The organism is Mycobacterium persicum (assembly GCF_002086675.1).
In the GTDB taxonomy this organism is placed as follows: domain Bacteria; phylum Actinomycetota; class Actinomycetes; order Mycobacteriales; family Mycobacteriaceae; genus Mycobacterium; species Mycobacterium persicum.
In genome coordinates, this window is the sequence record NZ_MVIF01000020.1 from 19187 (window position 1) to 33336 (window position 14150).

The window sequence follows — 14150 nt, forward strand, 5'->3', positions numbered from 1 at the left end:
CAATTGGTGACGAAAACCGCGGCCATCGCCGGCAGCCAACCGGTGCTGACCTCTGGTCCGGACGTCGATCTCGCTACTGCTTTGCTGCGGCTGCGAACGCTGGCCGCCAGTCATCCGCGCCGATGTGCCCGTGCCGGCCCCGGCCTGGGTCGCCGGATGTCTGATCCGAACACCTCATCCCACTCGTCCTGCCGGCACGGGCTGCCGCGCGTCATTTGGCTGCTGTTGGGCGGCAACCTGGTGGTGCGCGCGGCCGGGTTCGCCTATCCGTTCATGGCCTTTCACGTCGCCGGGCGAGGGCACGCCGCCGGCGCTGTCGGCGCGGTCCTGGCCGCCTTCGGGGTCGGTTGGGCGGTGGGTCAACTGGCATGTGGCTGGTTGGTGGACCGCACCGGCCCGCGCGCGACGCTGGCGTCCACCATGCTGGTGGCCGCCACGGTGCTGGTGCTGATGGCCCAGGCCCGCAGCGTGCCCGCATTGCTGATCGGCGCTCTGGTCACCGGCGTGGTCTACGACGCGCCGCGTCCAGTGTTGGGCGCCGCGATCGCCGAGATGGTGCCCGATCCCGCGCGGCGGGCGAAGATCGACGCCTGGCGCTTCGGCTGGATCGTCAGCATCGGCCGTGCGATCACCGGAGGTGTGGGCGGTCTGCTCGCCGGCTGGTCGGGTGTGCCCGTGCTGTTCTGGATCAATGCCATTGCGTGCGCGATGCTGGCGCTGCTGGCGGCCTGCTGCATCCCGGCCAGGGAGCATCGCCGGTCCCCGGCGGTCAGCGAGCCGGTTGCTCAGACGGCTCACATCGGTTACCGCGGAGCATTTTCGGATGCCCGGCTGGTCCTGCTGCTCGGGTCCAGCCTCGCGACACTGACGGCGGTCCGTGGTCTCTATGCCGCGGTACCCATGCTGATGGCCGACAGCGGTCTGAGCGCAGGCGAATTCGGCTGGGCGCAACTGGCCAATGCCGTTGCCGGGATTGGCCTGACCCCGGTGATGACACCGTGGCTGGGCCGAAAAGCGGCGGCCCGCCTTCGTCCGAGGCTCGACATCCTGGCCGTCGCCGGCGTGTGGACGGCGGTGAGCATGTCGGGCGCCGCGCTCGCACACACCACCCTCGGCTTCACGGTCGCCACGGCGGTCTGCACCCCGGGCGAGATCGCCTGGTTCGTGATCGCCGCCGGCATCGTGCACCGAATCGCTCCGCCCGCCAATGGCGGCCGTTACCATGGCATCTGGTCCATGACGCTGGCTATCGCTTCAGTGGTAGCTCCAATCATCGCCTCCTACAGCCTGATTCATGGCGGTCATCGCCTGGTGGCGATCGTCACCGTGGCGGTCGGGCTGACCGGCGCCGCGCTGTGTCTGCCGCTGGCCCGCGCGCTGCGCCGGTCAGCTTCAGTCCCGGCACTGAGTCACCCTGAGGCGGCGCCACTTTGCCGCACACGGCACGTCACCGGCCACGAGCAGCCGGGTCATCAACCCGCGTCGAGGTGACGGCATGGGTGCACGCGTTCCTCACGGCCGGTGTCAGTGCGGCCGCGGCGGCGTGCTCACCGGGTGAGATCGTCTGGTTCGTGGTCAGCGCCGGCATCGCCCACTGGATCACTGCGCCCGCCAGCAATGGCCGTTACCAAGGTGTTTGGTCGATGACGGCGGCCGCGGCGGTGACGGCGCCAATTCTGGCTTCCTGGAGTCTCGCACACGGCGGGCGACTGCTGATGGTCGCCACCACCGTGACCGCCGGCCTGCTCGGCACGGCACTGTGCGCACCCCTGGCACGTGTTTTGGCCGGGGCCGACATCGATGGGGCGCCGCGCAACCAGGGCCGCAAATGCTACTGAGCAGTCCGCGGGTGAAGCCGGCCCGGAGGGACCGGCCGGCTCCGCACCCGGCGGTGACACGCCGCCGTGAGTACGGTGTTCCCGTGGCAATCACCAGCGACGTGGAGCTGGAGCGGGTACGAAACCTGCATCAGCTGCGCTCGTACCGGATCGTCTCGGTACTTCGCATCGGGGTCCTGGTGTTCCTGATTGCCGCGATGATCGTCGGCACCCCAGAGCGCGAATGGGCCCAGCAAACTGGCGTGGTCGCTTTGTATGGCGTTGCCGCCGTGTGTGCCCTGGCATTGGCCTTTTCTCCGGCGCGACGACAGCTCGGAGCGGGGGAATCGTCGGGCGTGCGCCGGTGGGAACCTCTGGTGTTCACCGCCGTCGACATCGTGGCGTTGACCGGCTTCCAGCTGCTGTCTGCCCACGGCGTGTATCCACTGCTGATCATGACGTTGCTGCCGGTGCTGGCGGGCGTCGATATCTCGTCACGGCGAGCCATGACGGTGCTGGCGTTCAGCCTGCTCGGGTTCGTGCTGGCCGGGGTTCACGACGGCGTGCTCCTCGGCCCGAGAGGCTGGCCGCATACCGGTTTTCTCTTCTCGCTGTATGCATTTCTGTGCGCCACCGCGTTGGTGGTGGTGCGCATCGAGGAGCGCCATATTCGCTCGGTGGCCGGGTTGAGCGCGTTGCGCGAGGAGCTGCTGGCTCAGACCATGACGGCCTCTGAGGAGTTGCAGCGCCGGATCTCGGAGTCCATTCATGACGGGCCGCTGCAAGATGTGCTGGCCGCGCGTCAGGAACTCGTCGAGCTGCAGATCGCATGGCCAGGCGACGAGCGGGTGGATCGAGCGCTGGCCGCTCTGCAGAGCGCCTCAGAACGTCTGCGGCAGGCCACCTTTGAGCTGCATCCGGCCGTCCTGGAACAGGTTGGCCTCGGCGCGGCGGTCGAACAGCTGGCCGCCTCCACCGCGCAGCGTTCGGGCATCAAGGTCAGCACCGACATCGACTATCCGGTGCGCAACGAGATCGACCCGATCATGTTCGGCGTGGCCCGCGAGCTGCTGTCGAACGTGGTGCGTCATTCCCGGGCCCGCACCGCGTCGGTCACCCTCGGGATCAGCGACGACACCTGCGTTTTGGATGTCGCCGACGACGGGGTGGGAATCAGCGGCGACACCATGGCGCGTCGCCTCGGCGAGGGACACATCGGCCTGGCCTCGCATCGGACGCGGGTCGACGCCGCGCAGGGCATATTCATTTTTCTGGATACCCGGGCGGGCACCCACGTCCGCGTGGAAGTACCGCTGAAATCTTGATTGCGGCACGCGATTGCTGGCCCAGAGGCAGTCAGTCGAGCGGCAGTCAGTCGAGCAGCCCCTGCCTCATCGCTTCGGCGACTGCGGCCGCACGGTCGCTGACACCGAGCTTTTCGTAGAGCCGCTGCACATGAGTCTTGACCGTGGACGGCGCCACATACAGTTCGCCGGCGATCGCGGGAATGCTCTGGCCGCGGGCAATGCGATTGAGCACCTCTCGCTCGCGGGCGCTGAGCACCGGAGCCGTCGGGGCCGCACGCTGGCGGATCTCGCCGGCAAGGCCGCCGACCAAGGAGGGCGCGACGACGTCGCGTCCCTTAGCGCAATCGAGTACGGCTTTGACGATCTCGGTGCGTGTCGAATCCTTCAGCAGAAATCCGGCGGCGCCCTGCTGCAATGCCTGGTAGACGATCGCCGATTCGTCGTGCGCCGAAATCAGCAGCACGCGGGTCGGCAAGTCGTAGCTGCGCACCGCGGCCGCCACCTGGGCGCCGTCCATTCCCGGCATCCGGTAGTCGAGCAGGGCAACGTCGGGCAGCTCGGCCTTGATCAACTCCAGCGCAGTCGTGCCATCATCGGCCTCACCGACCACGTTGACCGAGCCGCTCAAGGAAAGCGCGCGCACCACACCCTCACGAAACAGCGGGTGGTCATCGCCGACCACCACGCGGACTTTTTCGGGCGCCGTCATGTCCGCGTCAATTCCCTGTCATGTCCGGGTCATGTCCGGGTCATGTCCGTGTCGGCCGACCATGGCGATGAGTGTAGCCCTTCGCCGCGACCATCTGTCGGCAATTCCCGGACAACTCGCGGGCCTGCTCGGCAGTTTGCTCTGGCGGATCGGCGATATTGCCGCGCAACACTCAATCGCATCTCCGGTCATGACTACGGTGTTCTTGTGGTAGAGACCAGCGACGCAGAATTGAAACGGGTGCGCATGCTGCACCAGATGCGCTCCTACCGAATCGCTTCGGTGCTTCGAATCGGAGTTGTGCTGCTGATGGTCACCGCCATGCTGGTCGGCACCAACCACGCGGAATGGCCGCAGCAATGTGCCTTGATCGTCGCCTACGCGTTGGCCGCGCTGTGGGCCCTGGCCTTGGCGTATTCGCCGTCCCGACGCGTCGTTTTATTGCGCCGATTCGTCCGGATGGCCAGATACGAGCCCTTTGCGTTCACCGCTGTCGACGTATTCGCGTTGACCGGTTTTCAGTTGCTGTCCACCGACGGGATCTACCCGTTGCTGATCATGACCTTGCTGCCGGTGCTGGTGGGCTTGGACGTGTCGTCGCGGCGGGCGGCGGTGGTGCTGGCCTTCACGCTCATCGGATTTGCCCTCGCGGTGGTCCAGGATCCGGCGATGGTGCGGGCGATCGGATGGCCGGAGGCGATATTCCGATTCGTTCTCTATGCCTTTCTGTGTGCCACCGCATTGATCGTCGTTCGAATCGAGGAGCGCCACGCCCGCTCGGTCGCGGGTCTGAGCGCGTTGCGTGAGGAGCTGCTGGCGCAAACCATGACCGCATCCGAGGTATTGCAGCGCCGGATCTCGGAGTCCATTCACGACGGGCCGCTGCAAGATGTGCTGGCCGCCCGTCAGGAGCTTATCGAGTTAAAGACGGCTGCGCCCGACGACGAGCGCGTCAACCGGGCTTTGGCCGGTCTGCAGAGCGCGTCGGAACGTCTGCGGCAGGCCACCTTTGAGCTGCATCCGGCCGTCCTGGAACAGGTTGGCCTCGGCGCGGCGGTCGAACAGCTGGCCGCCTCCACCGCGCAGCGTTCGGGCATCAAGGTCAGCACCGACATCGACTATCCGGTGCGCAACGAGATCGACCCGATCATGTTCGGCGTGGCCCGCGAGCTGCTGTCGAACGTGGTGCGTCATTCCCGGGCCCGCACCGCGTCGGTCACCCTCGGAATCACCGACGGCATCTGCGTTTTGGATGTCGCCGACGACGGGGTGGGAATCAGCGGCGACACCATGGCGCGTCGCCTCGGCGAGGGACATATCGGCCTGGCCTCGCATCGGGCCCGGGTCGACGCCGCCGGCGGGACTTTCGTCTTCCTGGACACCCCGGCGGGCACCCACGTCTGCGTGGAGGTCCCGCTGAAGTCCTGAAACGACCGCTACCGCGGGTCGACGGATGCGCCGGTAGCGGCAGCGAATCCGGCGCGATACCCGAAAACCATTGCGGGGCCGATGGTTCCGCCCGCGCCGCCGTAGGCTCGGCCGGTGACTCCGGCCATCGTGTTGCCCGCGGCGAACAGACCGGTTATGGGGTTGCCGCTGACGTGGAGCACGCGTCCGTCGCGGTCGGTGCGCGGTCCGCCCTTGGTGCCCATCGCACCCACCCAGATCGGTACCGCATAGTAGGGGCCGGTGTCGATCGGGCCAAGGGTCTTGCCGGCAAGCGTGGTGGCGCTCTGATCGCCCCAATAGCCGTCGTAGGCACTGGAACCGCGGCCGAAGTCGGGGTCGCCGCCGGCCGCGACATTGCGGTTCCACCGCTCGATGGTGCCCGTCAGCCCGTCGACGTCGATGCCGGCCTTGGCGCCCAATTCGGCCAGGTCGGCCGACTCGCAGAACCAGCCGGGAACCGGTTGCGCGGGAGCGACACCCAGAAACCCGTAGCGCTGCAGGTGAATCGAGTCGAACACGATCCAGCCGCGATCGTTGACGTAGCCGTCTCGAGGATCGAGGTAGTGGAAGGCGCCGGCCATCGAGTTGTAATCGCATGCCTCGTTGACGAACCGCCGCCCCGCCCGGTTGACGATGATGCTGCGCGGGCGGGTGCGCTCCAGGCGCACGCTGCGGCTGCGTTGCCTGCCGCCGATGGTGTCGCCGGGGATTTGCACGATCGGAACCCACCACGCTTCACCCATGTTCGCCAGCTCGGCGCCGCGCGCCATCGCCATGCGCAGTCCGTCACCGGCGTTGTTGGGCGGCGAGACCGCGCCGTGCATGGGTCCGCGCAGGAACGCCCGCACCAGAACCGGATCCCATTCGAACCCGCCCGTAGCCAGGATGACCCCGCGACGGGCCCCAACGCTGATGCTGTGTTCGTGGCGCGTGATTCGCACTCCGGTGACGGTTGAGCCGTCGGCGATCAATTCCTCGGCGGGCGCATTCGGGCACGGTTGTACTCCGGTGTCCAGCAGGCCCTGCAACAGCCCGGCGATCAGGGCGGTGCCGGCCACGCACACGTTGCCCGGCCCGGCGTCGACGCCGGCATGCAACCGGGCCCGGGTCTCGGCGTCGAAACCGACGTTGGACCAATCGGCAGGGAATGAGGTGATCCGCCCGGCCCAGTTGCCGATTCGGTCGAGATCGAACGGCCCCGCGCTGAGGGAGCGCCCGCCGGCGGGCTGTCCTCCGGGCAGCTCGGGCCGGTAATCCGGAAATCCGGCGGCGACCTCGAAGCGCAGGCCGCTGTGTTTCTCGACGAAGTCGAGCATGGCCGGGCCGGTGCGCACGAACGTTTCCACCAAGGCGTCGTCCATCGATCCCCAGGATTGCGCGCGCAGGTATCGCAGGGCGTCAGCCACCGTCAGCTCGCGGTCGGGACAGCGGTGATGAGCCGGAATCCAGGCGATGCCGCCCGAGACGGCGGTGGTCCCGCCGATGGTCGGCGCCTTCTCGAACACCGCTACCGATGCGCCGGCGACCGCCGCGGTTAATGCGGCGGTGAGCCCGGCGCCGCCGCTGCCCAGCACGACGACATCGAATTCCTGATCCCACTGCATGCCCGGTATCCCTTCAGCTCAGCAGCGTGGACAACTGCTCGGCGGCCTTGATGACTGCGTCCTTTCCCCGGAGCACCACGTCTTCGCGGTGGGAGATGAGGTTGATGCAGGTCGGCGGGGACGGCGCGACGCGGCGCACGGGCACGGCCAGGCCGTAGGTATTGGGTTCGATCTCCCCGTAGGTCATGACCCAGCCACGCTCCCGGGTGGCGACGACCAGGTCTCGTTCACCCGGACGCGGCCGCATGCCCGCCAGCAGGGCTATTCCGGCGGCGCCGCGGTCCAGCGGATACCTGCTGCCCTCGTGGAATGCGAGCTGGTAGGCGACCTGGGTCGGCACGATGACCGCGATCGCCACTTGCTCGTCGCCCTCGGCGACCAGCAATGACACGGTGGTTCCCAGTTCGTCGGCCAACGCTCGCAGCGTCGGCAGACTCAGCTGGCGCAGGTTGTGGTCGAAGGACGAGCCGAGGACGGCCAGGCCCGCCGCCGGCCGATAGCGCCCGTCTTCGCCCTTGGAGATCAGCCGGAACTGGGTCAGCGTGGCCAGCAGTCGGTAGGCGATGGTCCGGTGTACGCCAACCTGGTCGGCCACCTGCTGCATGGTGAGCCCGTTGGGTGAACCCGCCACCAGTTGCAGCGCAGTCAGCCCCCTGGCCAGGGTCTGCGAGCCGGTCACAGTCTTGACAGGGCCCCGGACGAGAGCAAAGCTCTATATATAGCGCACATTAGTGTGCGATAATAGCACAATCCGTATCCGTAACCGAGAACCAGACTTCCATCCGGGAAGGAGCCGTGGCGGAGTTCGAGAGCGTGTGGAGCGATCTGCAGGGTGTGCCGTTCGAGCAGGGTTACCTCAACGCCGCGGGGATCCGGACGCGCTATCTGCGCGCCGGCGATCCCGGCAAGCCGGTGCTGGTGCTGTTGCACGGGTCCGGCGGTCACGCCGAGGCCTACGTCCGCAACCTGGGGGCGCACGGCGAACATTTCTGGACCTGGTCGATCGACATGCTGGGTCACGGCTACACCGACAAACCGGGGCATCCACTCGAAATCCGGCACTACGTCGAGCACCTGATCGCGGTGGTGCGCAGCATCGGGGCCGACCGCATCAAGCTAAGCGGTGAATCGCTGGGTGGCTGGGTGGCCGCCCGGGCCGCCATCGACCACCCGGACGTCGTCGACCGCCTGGTGCTCAACACCGCCGGCGGCTCGCAGGCCGACCCGGAAGTCATGGCGCGCATCGTCGCGCTATCCATGGCAGCCGCGGAGAACCCGACCTGGGAGACCGTGCAGGCGCGGATCAAGTGGCTGATGGCCGACAAATCCAAGCGCTACGACGACCTGGTCGCCGCCCGACAGCGCATCTACCGTCAGCCCGGGTTCGTCGCGGCCATGCGCGACATCATGGCTTTGCAGGATCCGCAGATCCGGGCCCGCAACCTGCTGGGTCCCGACGAGTACGGGGCCATCACCGCGCCGACGCTGGTGCTCTGGACAACCCACGACCCGACGGCCGACGTGTCGGAGGGCACCCGGATCGCGTCGATGATTCCCGGCGCGCGCTTCGAGGTGATGTCGGGCTGTGGCCACTGGCCCCAGTACGAGGACGCCAAGACGTTCAATCGCCTGCACCTCGACTTCCTGCTGGGCCGCTGATGACCGGCAGCGGAAACGAGGTAGCCGTGTTGCTGGTCGGCGCCGGTCCGGTCGGGCTGACGTTGGCAAATATCCTTGGGCTGCAAGGTATTCGCACGCTGGTGGCCGAGGAGCGAGGCAGCCTGATCGACTATCCCCGCGGGGTCGGACTGGACGACGAGGCGTTGCGCACCTTTCAGTCGATCGGCCTGGTCGACCAGATCCTCCCGCACACGGTGCCCAACCAGATTCTGCGGTTCGTCGACGCCAAGCGCCGGATACTGGCCGAAATCGCACCGGCCGACGCGCGTTTCGGCTGGCCCAGACGCAACGGTTTCGTGCAGCCGCTGGTCGATGCCGAATTGTTGGGGGGGCTGGACAGATTCGACCACGTCGAAGTGTGGTGGAACCGTCCGGTGATCTCCTGCGCGCAAACCGGCGACACGGTGACGGTCGAGTGCGGTGGCGAGGGCGGCGTGTCGCGGGTGCGCGCCGGCTATGTCGTCGGCTGCGACGGTGGCCGCAGCATCATCCGCCGGACAATGGGTGTGTCGTTCGACGGCACCACCTCGCCCACCCGGTGGCTGGTCGTCGATATCGCCAATGACCCACTCGGCCACCCCAACAGCGAGGTCGGCGCCGATCCGGAGCGCCCGTACGCCTCGATCTCCATCGCACACGGGATCCGCCGGTTCGAGTTCATGATCCACGCCGACGAATCCGACGAGCAGGCGGAGGATCCGGTGTTCTTGACCCGGATGCTGGCACGGGTGGTCCCATACCCCGAACGGGTCGAGGTGATCCGCCGGCGCGTCTACACCCATCACTCGCGAATCGCCGGGGCCTTCCGGAGTGGTCGCCTGCTGCTGGCCGGTGACGCCGCACACCTCATGCCGGTATGGCAGGGGCAGGGCTACAACAGCGGCATCCGCGACGCGGCGAACCTGGGATGGAAGCTTGCCGCGGTGGTCACCGGGCAGGCCGGCGAGTGTCTGCTCGATACCTACGACATGGAACGCCGCAAACACGCCCGGGCGATGATCGACCTGTCCACCATGGTGGGCAGGGTGATCTCGCCGACCGACCGCCGGATCGCGGCCGGCCGGGACCTGATCGTGCGTGCCGCCTCAATTGTGCCGTCGCTCAAGCGCTATGTGCTCGAGATGCGGTTCAAGCCAATGCCGCGCTACGAGCGCGGCGCAGTGGTGCACGCCGAGCCGCGCAAGCCGGGGTCCCCGGTGGGCACCTTGTTCGTCCAACCCCGGGTCACCACCCGCAGCTGCCGCAACGTCTTGCTGGACGACGTGCTGGGCGCCTGGTTCGCCGTATTGTGCTGGAACAACAACCCACGGAAGATCCTTGGCGAGAACGCATTTGCGACATGGCAGGCGTTGGGTGCCCGGTTCGTCGCCGCGCGTCCGCAGGTGCAACTGCACTGGACCGGACACGACGATCCCGATGTCGTGGTGGTCGGTGACCACACCGGAGACCTCAAGTCCTGGTTCGACGCCCACGACGAGTCGGTGGTGTTCCTGCGTCCCGACCGGTGTATCGCCGGCGCGTGTATCGCCCAACTCGCTCCCGAGTTGAGCGCATCACTAGTCAAGGCCCTCACCCTGAATCCGAGAGGCGGTGATTTCCAAAGTGCCACTGGCTCTGTGCTGTATATCCCACAGCCCGCTGCTGAATCTACCGGGGCCGCCGCGGGACCTGCTTGACGATGTCAATGCCGCGATCGGAAAGGCACGGGAATTCGCCGGCGAGTACGATCCCGAGCTGGTGGTCATCTTCTCGCCCGACCACTACAACGGATTCTTCTACAAGGTGATGCCGTCATTCTGTATCGGCTTGCGCGCCAACGGAGTCGGCGACTACGACAGTTACGCCGGCCCACTCGACATTCCCGAGCAGATCGCGCGGCAGTGCGCCAACGCCGTGCTCAGCGCCGACGTCGACATCGCCGTCTCGGCCAGCATGGACGTCGATCACGGAACGGTCCAGCCGCTGGAGAAGCTTTTCGGCACGGCGACGTCGCGCCCGGTGATTCCGATCTTCATCAATGCGATCGCCACGCCGCTGGGACCACTGCGCCGTTGCCGGGCACTGGGTACCGCGGTGGGCGAATTCCTTGCCTCACTGGACAAGCGGGTGCTGGTGATCGGGTCGGGTGGGCTGTCGCACAGCCCGCCGGTGCCCACGCTGGACAACCCCGGCCCGGCCGGTCTGGAGCGGATCGTGCACGGTAAGCCGATGAGTTCCGAGCAACGACAAGCCCGGCAGACGGCGGTGATCGACGCCGCCAAGAACTTCGCCGCGGGAGACAGCAACCTGCGGCCCCTCAACCCGGCCTGGGATCAGCGATTCCTGGAGATCGTCGACGGGGGACACCTGGACGACCTGGATCAGTGGTCGAACTCGTTCGTGATGCACGAGGGCGGTGGCTCCGCGCATGAAATCCGCACGTGGATAGCCGCTTTCGCTGCCCTGGCGACCGCGGGACCGTACCGGACCGCACTGCGCTACTACAAACAGGCTCCCGACCTGATCACCGCGTTCGCCATCAGGACGGCGGCGCCGAGCCCATGACCTATACCGGCGGCGATGGGTTCGACCACGTGGTCGACGTGCTCGTGGTGGGGTCCGGCGCGGGAGGTATGACGGCCGCACTGGCCGCCGATGCGGCCGGCCTACAAACGCTGGTGGTGGAAAAGTCCCGACACTTCGGCGGTTCCACCGCCTTGTCCGGTGGCGGTATCTGGGTACCCGGCGCACCGGCGCAGCGCCGAGCGGGCTACACCCCGGCACCCGCCGATGTGATCGAATACCTGCGCCGGGTTACCGACGGCCTGGTCAGTGCGGCGCGGATACGCCAGTACGTTGAGTCGGCCCCGAAGATGCTGCAGTTCCTGGAAGGGCTCTCACCGTGGCTGGAATTCGTCTGGAAGCCCGGCTACTCCGACTACTACCCGGACTTACCCGGCGGCTCCGAGCTGGGCAGCACCATCAACGTGCCGCCGATCGATCTGCGCTCGTTGGGCGTCGATGAGGAGAAGCTACTCGCGCCGCTGTCGCTGGCGCCGAAGGGAATCTGGCTGGGGCCAAACGAATTGCGGTCGTTCTACCGGATTCGCCTATCGTGGAGCGGTAAGGTGGTGCTGCTGAAGCTGATAGCCCGCATGGTCAGGGCCAGGATGCTCGGTGAGCGGATCGCGGCGATCGGCCAGTCATTGGCAGCGCGGCTGCGACTGGCGATGAAGGAGCGCGACGTTGCGCTGTGGCTGGACTCGCCGATGACCGAATTGCTCACCGACACCGACGGATCAGTGATCGGTGCGCTGGTGGACAGAGCCGGCGTACCGGCACGGATAGGCGCGCGGCACGCGGTGGTTTTGGCTTGCGGAGGATTCGACCACGACCTGGCCTGGCGTAAGCAACACCAACCGATCGTGGACCGGGACTGGAGCTTCGGCAATCCCGCGGCCACCGGCGACGGGATCCGGGCCGGCCAGCGGCTGGGTGCGGCCACCGACCTGCTCGACGAAGCCTGGTGGTTTCCGGCCATGCAATGGCCGGACGGCCGAATGCAATTCATGCTCAACGAGCGGATGATGCCGTCGCAGTTCATCGTCAACGCCGACGGCAAGCGTTTCATCAACGAGGCCGCGCCCTACCTGGACTTCGGTCACGCCATGATCGAGGGCCAGAAATCCGGGGTCACCCACATCCCGTGCTGGCTCGTCACCGATCACCGGTCCTGGAACCGCTACGTCATCGCCGGGCATCTGCCGATACCGAAAATTCCCGGAGCGCCGGTACCCACCGGGCGGAAGGTCCCCGCGGCGTGGCTGGAGACCGGCGTCGTCAAAGCCGCGCGGACCTGGGAGGAGCTGGCAGCCAAGATCGGCGTCCCGGGCGCCCAACTCCGGGCAACGGCAGCACGTTTCAACGAACTCGCCCGCAACGGCCACGACGACGACTTTCACCGCGGCGACAGCGCCTACGACAACTACTACGGCGACCCGACGCTGCCCAACCCCAACCTGTACCCGCTGGGTGATCCGCCCTACTACGCGTTCCGCATCGTTCTCGGCGACCTCGGCACGTCGGGAGGCCTGCGCACCGATGAACACGCGCGGGTGCTGCGTCGCGACGACACCGTGGTTCGTGGACTCTACGCGGTGGGCAACACCTCCGCACCGGTGATGGGCCGCAGCTATGCCGGTGCCGGGGCGACCATCGGACCCGCCATGACCTTTGGCTATGTCGCGGCAAAACACGTGGCGGCACAAGCACGTAATGCTCATAGGAGGTAAGCATGAAAATCTCGTTGTTCTACGAATTCGCTCTGCCGCGTCCCTGGGCCGCCGACGACGAACGCATCCTGCTGCAGGATTGCCTCGACGAGGTCGAGGCTGCCGACAAGGCAGGCTTTTCCACCGTCTGGCTCACCGAGCACCACTTTCTCGAGGAATATTGTCACTCCACCGCACCCGAAATATTTCTGGCCGCGGCCAGCCAGCGGACCAAGAACATCCGGTTGGGATTCGGCATCATGCACCTGCCGCCCGCGGTCAACCACCCGGCGCGGGTGGCCGAACGCATCGCCACCCTGGACCTGCTGTCCAACGGGCGGGTCGAGTTCGGCACCGGCGAATCATCCTCGGTGGGCGAACTGGGGGGATTCAACATCGATCCCGCCGACAAGCGGGCCCAATGGGAGGAGGCTCTCGAGGTCGCGATTCGGTGCATGATCGAGGAACCGTTCACCGGTTTCCACGGCGAGCACATCCAGATGCCGGCCCGCAACGTCATTCCCAAGCCGATGCAAAAGCCGCACCCGCCGGTGTGGGTCGCCTGCACCCGGCCCGCCACCGTCCAGATGGCCGCTCAGAAGTGCATCGGCGCACTGAGTTTCGCCTACACCGGCCCGGGTCCGCTGACCGAGCGGGTAAACGGCTACTACAAGGAATTCGAGGAGAACGGCATCGCGGTGACGCCGCGGATCAACCCGAACATCCTGGCCATCGGCGGTGACCTGTCGATGATGGTGGCGCGCACAGACGACGAGGCGCTGCTGCGCCTCGGGCAGGGCGGCGGCTTCTTCTCGTTCGGCATCATGCACTACTACATGACCGGTGTGCACACACCCGGGCGCACGGGTGTGTGGACCCGCTATCTCGAAGAGGTGCAGAAGGATCCGATGCTGGCCTACGGGCCGGGACGCGGCGCCATCGGGTCGCCGGCTACTGTGCGTGAGTTCCTGCGCGGCTACGAGGAGAGTGGTGTGGACGAGATCATCCTGCTGCTCAACCCGCGAAGTCATGAGGGCACCATGGAGTCCATCGAAATCATGGGCTCCGAGGTGCTGCCGGAGTTCATCGAACGCGACGCCAAGGCGGTCGCGGACAAGGCCGCCAGGCTGGCTCCCGTCATCGAGCGAATCGAGGCACGCCGGCCGGAAACACGACCCTTCGGCGCACCGCAATTCGACGAGAGTTACTCGTTCGGCGGCCTGCCGACCGGGCGCGGCGGTAAGTTCACGGCCAGCGAGATTCCCGAAGCCATGGCGGAGATCAACGAGGGCCGCGTGTTGGCGGCGCGCCGCGCAACGGAGCCGCGTCCATGA

General features: G+C 67.0%; 11 protein-coding genes and 1 pseudogene. 9 read left to right on the top strand and 3 right to left on the bottom strand.

Annotation, left to right across the window (positions count from 1 at the left end; all coding sequences use genetic code 11):
• The first annotated feature begins 156 nt into the window (after nt 1–156).
• The 3 genes and pseudogenes from BST40_RS09265 (at nt 157) to BST40_RS09275 (ending at nt 3142) form a co-directional block, all read left to right on the top strand.
• Nucleotides 157–1491 (top strand): MFS transporter, encoded by a 1335-nt coding sequence (locus BST40_RS09265; protein WP_082275342.1) that lies wholly within the window; start codon nt 157–159, stop codon nt 1489–1491.
• Nucleotides 1492–1514: 23 nt separating this feature from the next.
• Nucleotides 1515–1838 (top strand): annotated as a pseudogene (locus tag BST40_RS09270) (hypothetical protein); the annotation flags it as partial.
• 83 nt (nt 1839–1921) lie between these two features.
• On the top strand, nt 1922–3142 hold the full coding sequence (locus tag BST40_RS09275; protein WP_075546499.1) for a sensor histidine kinase: 1221 nt from the start codon (nt 1922–1924) through the stop codon (nt 3140–3142).
• A gap of 46 nt (nt 3143–3188) precedes the next feature.
• Here BST40_RS09275 and narL read toward each other — a convergent pair whose 3' ends face one another.
• Nucleotides 3189–3833 carry a two-component system response regulator NarL gene (gene narL, locus BST40_RS09280; protein WP_075546446.1) on the bottom strand — a complete coding sequence of 215 codons (645 nt, stop codon included), beginning with the start codon at nt 3831–3833 and terminating at the stop codon, nt 3189–3191.
• A gap of 246 nt (nt 3834–4079) precedes the next feature.
• On the opposite strand from narL, the gene BST40_RS09285 reads away from it, so the two are divergent.
• Complete coding sequence (locus BST40_RS09285) at nt 4080–5261, top strand: sensor histidine kinase (RefSeq protein ID WP_183155049.1); 1182 nt, start codon at nt 4080–4082, stop codon at nt 5259–5261.
• An 8-nt stretch (nt 5262–5269) separates the two neighbouring features.
• Here the strand turns inward: BST40_RS09285 and BST40_RS09290 are convergent, their stop codons facing one another.
• Nucleotides 5270–6886 carry an FAD-dependent oxidoreductase gene (locus tag BST40_RS09290; protein WP_075546448.1) on the bottom strand — a complete coding sequence of 539 codons (1617 nt, stop codon included), beginning with the start codon at nt 6884–6886 and terminating at the stop codon, nt 5270–5272.
• Between the two features lie 13 nt (nt 6887–6899).
• Entirely contained in the window at nt 6900–7565 is a 666-nt protein-coding gene (locus tag BST40_RS09295; protein ID WP_075546449.1) for an IclR family transcriptional regulator, read from the bottom strand.
• Nucleotides 7566–7681: 116 nt separating this feature from the next.
• On the opposite strand from BST40_RS09295, the gene BST40_RS09300 reads away from it, so the two are divergent.
• The 5 genes from BST40_RS09300 to BST40_RS09320 are packed head-to-tail and all read left to right on the top strand — an operon-like array spanning nt 7682 to nt 14150.
• Nucleotides 7682–8545: an alpha/beta fold hydrolase gene (locus BST40_RS09300; RefSeq protein WP_075546450.1), complete on the top strand. Its 864-nt coding sequence runs from the start codon at nt 7682–7684 to the stop codon at nt 8543–8545.
• Nucleotides 8545–10242: a bifunctional 3-(3-hydroxy-phenyl)propionate/3-hydroxycinnamic acid hydroxylase gene (locus BST40_RS09305; RefSeq protein ID WP_075546451.1), complete on the top strand. Its 1698-nt coding sequence runs from the start codon at nt 8545–8547 to the stop codon at nt 10240–10242. The genes BST40_RS09300 and BST40_RS09305 overlap by 1 nt, the downstream gene beginning before the upstream one ends.
• On the top strand, nt 10169–11110 hold the full coding sequence (locus BST40_RS09310; protein WP_445928335.1) for a 3-carboxyethylcatechol 2,3-dioxygenase: 942 nt from the start codon (nt 10169–10171) through the stop codon (nt 11108–11110). The genes BST40_RS09305 and BST40_RS09310 overlap by 74 nt, the downstream gene beginning before the upstream one ends.
• Nucleotides 11107–12837: an FAD-binding protein gene (locus BST40_RS09315; protein ID WP_083154057.1), complete on the top strand. Its 1731-nt coding sequence runs from the start codon at nt 11107–11109 to the stop codon at nt 12835–12837. Before BST40_RS09310 ends, BST40_RS09315 begins: the two co-directional genes overlap by 4 nt.
• A 2-nt stretch (nt 12838–12839) precedes the next feature.
• Entirely contained in the window at nt 12840–14150 is a 1311-nt protein-coding gene (locus tag BST40_RS09320) for an LLM class flavin-dependent oxidoreductase (RefSeq protein WP_083154058.1), read from the top strand.